The organism is Streptomyces sp. NPDC085900, assembly GCF_044540925.1.
GTDB lineage: Bacteria > Actinomycetota > Actinomycetes > Streptomycetales > Streptomycetaceae > Streptomyces > Streptomyces gilvifuscus.
This window is the reverse complement of the sequence record NZ_JBITSP010000003.1, coordinates 995,336-1,001,457: the sequence shown is the minus strand read 5'-3', so window position 1 is coordinate 1,001,457 and position 6,122 is coordinate 995,336. Positions and strand designations below refer to the sequence as shown.

The 6,122-nt window shown below is 69.9% G+C and carries 5 protein-coding genes; 1 reads left to right on the top strand and 4 read right to left on the bottom strand.

Annotated elements, in window-relative coordinates; genetic code table 11:
* Positions 1 to 125 precede the first annotated feature (125 nt).
* The 3 genes from ACIGDI_RS14110 to ACIGDI_RS14100 form a co-directional block, all read right to left on the bottom strand.
* Entirely contained in the window at positions 126 to 1,442 is a 1,317-nt protein-coding gene (locus ACIGDI_RS14110) for a DUF2637 domain-containing protein (protein ID WP_399895191.1), read from the bottom strand.
* A gap of 156 nt (positions 1,443 to 1,598) precedes the next feature.
* The gene (locus ACIGDI_RS14105; protein ID WP_399895188.1) at positions 1,599 to 2,501 is read right to left on the bottom strand and encodes a DUF3558 family protein; all 903 of its coding nucleotides are present in this window, start codon (positions 2,499 to 2,501) and stop codon (positions 1,599 to 1,601) included.
* Between the two features lie 135 nt (positions 2,502 to 2,636).
* Positions 2,637 to 3,443: a DUF3558 domain-containing protein gene (locus ACIGDI_RS14100; protein ID WP_399895185.1), complete on the bottom strand. Its 807-nt coding sequence runs from the start codon at positions 3,441 to 3,443 to the stop codon at positions 2,637 to 2,639.
* A 205-nt stretch (positions 3,444 to 3,648) separates the two neighbouring features.
* On the opposite strand from ACIGDI_RS14100, the gene ACIGDI_RS14095 reads away from it, so the two are divergent.
* A complete protein-coding gene (locus ACIGDI_RS14095) occupies positions 3,649 to 4,842 on the top strand; it encodes an RtcB family protein (RefSeq protein ID WP_399895182.1) in 1,194 nt (397 codons plus the stop codon).
* 1 nt (position 4,843) lies between these two features.
* Here the strand turns inward: ACIGDI_RS14095 and ACIGDI_RS14090 are convergent, their stop codons facing one another.
* The gene (locus ACIGDI_RS14090; protein ID WP_399895179.1) at positions 4,844 to 6,106 is read right to left on the bottom strand and encodes a tyrosine-protein phosphatase; all 1,263 of its coding nucleotides are present in this window, start codon (positions 6,104 to 6,106) and stop codon (positions 4,844 to 4,846) included.
* Positions 6,107 to 6,122 lie beyond the last annotated feature (16 nt).

Sequence of the window (6,122 nt, the reverse complement as noted above, 5' to 3'; positions counted from 1 at the left end):
CGCGCGTCCCCCCGGGTGGGCCGGGGTGCGTAACGGTGGGGTGGGGCGGGGTCCCGGGTGTTTCCCCCGCTTATTACGTGTGGGGGCGTCCGGTGCCAGGCACCGGACGCCCCCTCTCGTATGCGCTAGGCGATGTGGTCTTCCTGCAGTTCCGCCGTGTGACGGTTGGTGAAACGGTTGACCATGCGCTCGGCCTCACGCTGCGGCAGAGAGACGCCGTACGTCGCCTCGACGTCACCGCGGAGCTGGCCGGCCGTCGGATAGCTGCCGTCTATCGACTTCTTGAAGACCAGGTAGAAGTCCTCCTCCGTCGGCGCCGCTGGCTCCGGCGTACCGCCGCCCTCACCCAGCTCCCGGGTCCGGTTCGGGCCCACCGGGATGGGGAAGGTGCCGGTCTCCTCCGGAGAGGGCTCCTGACCGGGCAGCGGGGGCTCCTCCTCGAACTGCTCGCGGTACTGGTCCGCCTGCTGCTGCTCCTCGTACCACTGCGCGTACTGGTCCGAGGGGTCGTAGGTCGGGTCGTAGCCGCCGTGGTACTCGATCTGCTGCGGAGGCCGCGCGTGCAGCCACGGGCTCACCTCCGGCTCCGGCTCCGGCTCGAAGGGCGGCCGCTCGGCGACGGGCGGGCCGGCCAGCTCCTGGCGCTGCTCGCCCGCAGGCGCCGCGCGCTGCGGGACCGGCGCCGCCACGCCGGCCCGACCGCCCCCGGCCGAAGCGGCCTCGATCCGGGGCGCCGGCGGAAGCAGGACCGGCTCGATGCCCGCCGCGGCCAGCCCCGCCGGAGCCGTCTCCGCCAGCGGAACGCCGTACCGGGCAAGCCGCAACGGCATCAGCGACTCCACCGGGGCCTTGCGGCGCCAGGCCCGGCCGAACCGCGAGTGCAGACGCGCCCGGTAGACCAGCCGCTCCTGCTCCAGCTTGATCACCTGCTCGTAGGAGCGCAGCTCCCACAGCTTCATGCGCCGCCACAACAGGAACGTCGGCACCGGCGAGAGCAGCCAGCGGGTCAGGCGGACGCCCTCCATGTGCTTGTCCGCCGTGATGTCCGCGATCCGGCCGATCGCGTGCCGGGCCGCCTCCACCGCGACGATGAACAGCACCGGGATCACGCCGTGCATGCCCACACCCAGCGGGTCCGGCCAGGCGGCCGCGCCGTTGAACGCGATCGTCGCCGCCGTCAGCAGCCACGCCGTCTGGCGCAGCAGCGGGAACGGGATGCGGATCCAGGTCAGGAGGAGGTCCAGGGCGAGCAGGACACAGATACCGGCGTCGATGCCGACCGGGAACACGTACGCGAAGTTCCCGAAGCCCTTCTTGATGGCCAACTCGCGGACGGCCGCGTACGAACCGGCGAAGCCGATGCCGGCGATGATCACGGCGCCGGTCACGACCACGCCGATGAGAACGCGGTGCATCCGAGTCAGCTGCAGTGGCGCTGCCACCCGTACTCCCCTCCCATTGCGTGTTGTTGCGCGCAACAGGGTGGCACATGTGTGCGCCGCACGTGTTGCCGGTACGGCAGGAGCCCGACCCCCGCAGAGGGCCGGGCTCCGTCGTACAGCGCGTCTGAGCTGCTGGTTGACGTCCTGGTGTGACGGTCAGCTCTTCTTCGACGCTGAGGAGGAAGGAGAAGCCGAAGCGGACTTCGCGGCCTTCGAGGGCGACGCGGACGCCGACGGGGACTTCGACGCCGACTTCGACGGCGAAGGGCTCGCCGTGCCCGCACCCGTGCCCGAACCCGCGCCGTCGCCGTTCGCCGCCGACACCGTGGCCACCGCCTCCTTCGCCGCCTGCTCGGCGAGCTTGGCGAGGGCCTTCGCGTCCGGGGTCTTCTCACCCGCCAGACCGGCGCCGTTGTAGTCGACGGTGACGACCACGTTCTCCACCCGCGCCACGACCGTCTGCTGCTTGAAGGACCCCTCCTTCTTCTTCAGGTCGTAGTGCACCAGCGTCGCCTCGTCGCCCGTCCCGGCGACCGTCTGCCACTTGGTGTTCTTCGCGCCCTCGACCGCCTGGGCGTCCTTGACCTGCTTGGTGAAGTACTCGTGCGCCAGCTGGTTGCCCTCGCCGCGCGCGGCGTCCGACTCGAAGCGCAGCAACGACACGTTCAGCCAACGGAACTGCGAGCCCTTCACACCGTTGTTGTCCAGGCTGTTCCAGGAACAGCTCGCCCGCGTCCCCGCGTCGCTCGACGCGCCCTTCTTGGCGGACTTGACCCCCTTCGGCACCAGCGAGGTCAACGTCTTCTTCGACAACACCCCGCACGAGTCCGGCAACTTCGAGTACGCGGCCGCCTGCACGGTCGGAGACGCGCTCGCGCCCGCGGACGCGGCGGTGTCACCACCCGAGGACCCCTTGTCGGCGCTCTTGTCACCGGAACCGGAGTCCGAGGAACATCCGGCCACCAGCAGTACCACCGGCACCGCCGCCGCGCACACAAGGACGCGGCCACGCCCCTTCGCTCGCTGGCTCCGCTGATCTCGCTCTGCTGCTCGCTGCATGGTTCCTTCACTCATGACGCTCGTGATTCCTGCGGTCGGCGTTCAGGTCCGAGGGGCCACGGTACGCGGTGAGGAACCTGTGCGGTTTTGTTTCGAAGGCTTTGCGCAGAGGTGTGAGGGAGCGGCGAACACCGGTCAACCGGCCAGCGTGTCCGCCAGCCGAGAGGCCAGATTCCGGGCCCTGTCCTGCATTTCCTTGCTGTCCGGGACCGTACCGACCGTGGCCGGCTGCTCCTCGTACTCGATGGTCACGATCACGTTGGACGTGCGGAACGCCACAGTCACCGTGCGCTGCTGGACCGTCGAACCGGACCCGCTCACCACGTCGTTCACGAACGCCTCGTCACCGAGATCCGACAGAGTCCGCGGCAGGAGACTGGTCGGCGTCGCGGAGGAGGACGGAGAGGAGGAGGCGGAGGACGACGAGGACGGCGTCGCGCTGGGCGAGGTGCTGAAATCGGCGGTCGCGGAGGCGTCGGCGGACGGCGACGACTCGGGAAGGTCCGCCGCCTCCTGCTTCTTCGCGAACAGCTCCTGCGCCTGGGCGTCGTCGCTCACCGCGTTGTCGTACGACACCACGCGTTCGAGGTCGACGAAGAGATGGTCGGTGGCGTCGGCCGACTCCACCTTCCAACGGCAGCCCGCCTTGCGGTCCGTGTCGTACGTGAGCGTCGCCTCGCCCTCGTACGCCTTGTCCCGCTGCGTGGCGTCCGTGATCTGCTTGATGCCCGGCAGCAGCGAGTCGAGCGTGCCGTGACCGACCGCGGCGCACGGCTCCGGAAGCGTGTCGTACTTGCCCGGCTGGGCCACCGCGGTCGCCGTGCCGGCGTTGCCGGGGTTCGCGTCGTCGGTGCTCCCGGTGTCGCTCGAACCGCCGGTGCAACCGGCCAACAGCGCCGCGAGGAGCGCGGCGACGCCGGTCACATAGGCCTTCCGCTGCACGGTCGGGCTCCCTTCGACGGTGGGGTCCGGGCGATCACTACCAGTGTCCCCGCCGGTTATTCGCTTGCCGCACAGGGACGCCCCCTGCAGACAATGTGTATCGCACGCAACACCGCCAACGCCGGTCCGATGTCCCTTTCGTTGATCATGGCGCGGCTTTTTCGATTCAAGACTTCTGTCATGTTTTCGGGGGAAAGAGGACGTTATGTCGTACGTGGAGATACCGGGCGCCAAGGTACCCATCCGCATGTGGACCGACCCGGCGTCGGTCGAGGACGTCGCCCTGCAGCAGCTGCGCAACGTCGCGACCCTGCCGTGGATCAAGGGCCTGGCGGTGATGCCGGACGTCCACTACGGAAAGGGTGCGACGGTCGGCTCCGTCATCGCGATGCAGGGGGCGGTGTGCCCTGCGGCGGTGGGGGTGGACATCGGGTGCGGGATGTCGGCGGTGAAGACGTCGCTGACCGCGAACGACCTGCCCGGCGACCTGTCGCGGCTCCGCTCGAAGATCGAGCAGGCCATTCCGGTGGGACGCGGCATGCACGACGACCCGGTCGACCCGGCCCGCCTGCACGGCTTCGCCACCGCCGGGTGGGACGACTTCTGGGGGCGCTTCGGCGGGGTTGCCGAGGCGGTGAAGTTCCGTCATGAGCGCGCGGGGAAGCAGATGGGCACTCTGGGGTCGGGTAACCACTTTGTGGAGGTATGTACCGATACGACCGGCGCCGTCTGGCTGATGCTCCACTCCGGCTCGCGCAACATCGGCAAGGAACTCGCCGAGCACCACATCGGCGTGGCCCAGAAGCTCCCGCACAACCAGGGCCTGGTCGACCGCGACCTCGCGGTCTTCGTCGCGGACACCCCGCAGATGGCGGCCTACCGCAACGACCTGTTCTGGGCGCAGGAGTACGCGAAGTACAACCGCACGATCATGATGGCGCTCCTGAAGGACGTGGTCCGCAAGGAGTTCCGCAAGGCGAAGCCGACGTTCGAGCCCGAGATCAGCGCCCACCACAACTACGTGGCCGAGGAGCGCTACGAGGGCATGGACCTGCTCGTCACCCGCAAGGGCGCGATCCGCGCGGGCTCCGGCGAGTTCGGGATCATCCCCGGCTCCATGGGCACGGGCTCGTACATCGTGAAGGGCCTCGGCAACGAGAAGGCCTTCAACTCGGCGTCCCACGGCGCGGGCCGGCGCATGAGCCGCAACGCGGCCAAGCGCCGGTTCTCGACGAAGGACCTGGAGGAGCAGACCCGGGGCGTGGAGTGCCGCAAGGACTCCGGCGTCGTCGACGAGATCCCGGGCGCCTACAAGCCGATCGAGCAGGTCATCGACCAGCAGCGGGACCTGGTGGAGGTCGTGGCGAAGCTGAAGCAGGTCGTCTGCGTGAAGGGCTGAGTCAGCTCAGCCGCTTCTCCAGCAGGGTCACCGCGTACGGGCTGCCCGTGCCGTCCGTCTTGGCCGGTTGTTCTCCGACCACCCGGTAGCCCGCCGACTCGTAGTACGCGCGGAGCCGGGGGTTGGAGGACAGGCAGTCCAGGCGGGCGTACGGGCGGCCCGTGGCGGTGATGCGGGATTCCGCTTCGGCCAGCAGCGCGCGGCCCGTGCACGGGGGAGCCGTGTGCGGGGTCGTCATCAGGCGGTGGATGTAACCCGCGTCCGCGGGGCGTCCGCCCCAGGCCGCCAGGTCCTGCCACCAGAGTTCCCAGGCGCCGGTCAGATGGGGGCCCGCGTACGACAGCCAGACCTCGCCGTCCTCCATGCGCGCCCGGAAGTGGGCCTCGTCCTTCTCGCCCGGCTTCCACTGGTCGATGCCGCGGGCCAGCTGCCACAGGGCCGCCGTGTCGCGCAGGCGGACCAGGGTGGTGGCGTCGGCCGGGGTCGCCCTGCGGTAGGTCGGGGGCGGCCACGTGGTGGGGCGGGGTTCCAGAAGGGATGCGCGCAGGCGGGCGGCCAACGCGTCCGCGTCCATGCAGAGTTCCCGCGTCACGTACGTCTCGATCGAGCCGTAGCGTGCCTTCATGGACGCGAGGAAGGTGCGCATGACCGCCGCCGGGGCGCGGCCGAAGCCCAGCCAGGTCGGCGCGCGGCCCTCCCTGGCCGTCCAGGCCGCCAGCATCGCCGGTGTCGCCAGCTCGGTGAGGCTGTAGTCCTCGATGATCGTCTCGTCCGGGATGCCAAGCAACGCCAGGACCAGCGCGGCCAGTTGACCCGTGCGGTCCTTTCCGGACGCACAGTGGAAGACCAGGGGTTCGGACGCCTCCGCCGCTGCCGCGATCAGTTCCAGGGCTCGGCGGATCTCCTTCGTGCCGTCCTCCGCCACCTCCATGTACCGCTCCGCCAGGTAGGGGCCCGGATCGATGTCGGGGTCCAGTGCCGGCTGGTCGTACGGGCGGTGCTCGATGCTGAGGTTGTGGTAGCTGAAGGAGGCGTCGTCCGGGACGCGGCCCCGCTTCTCGGCCTCCCAGGGGTGGCGGAGGTCGATCACCGTGCGGATGCCCAGGGAGAGGAGGCGGGACCAGTCCCGCGTGCCCTGCCGCAGCTTGCCCAGGGAGTCCGCGCGGTACAGGCGGCCGGGGCGGACGCGGTGGCCGTCGGGGGTCGAATAGCCGCCCAGGTCGCGGAAGTTGTGCAGCGCCTCGAAAGGTATGTGTCGGTCCACAGGCTGTGACTCTATG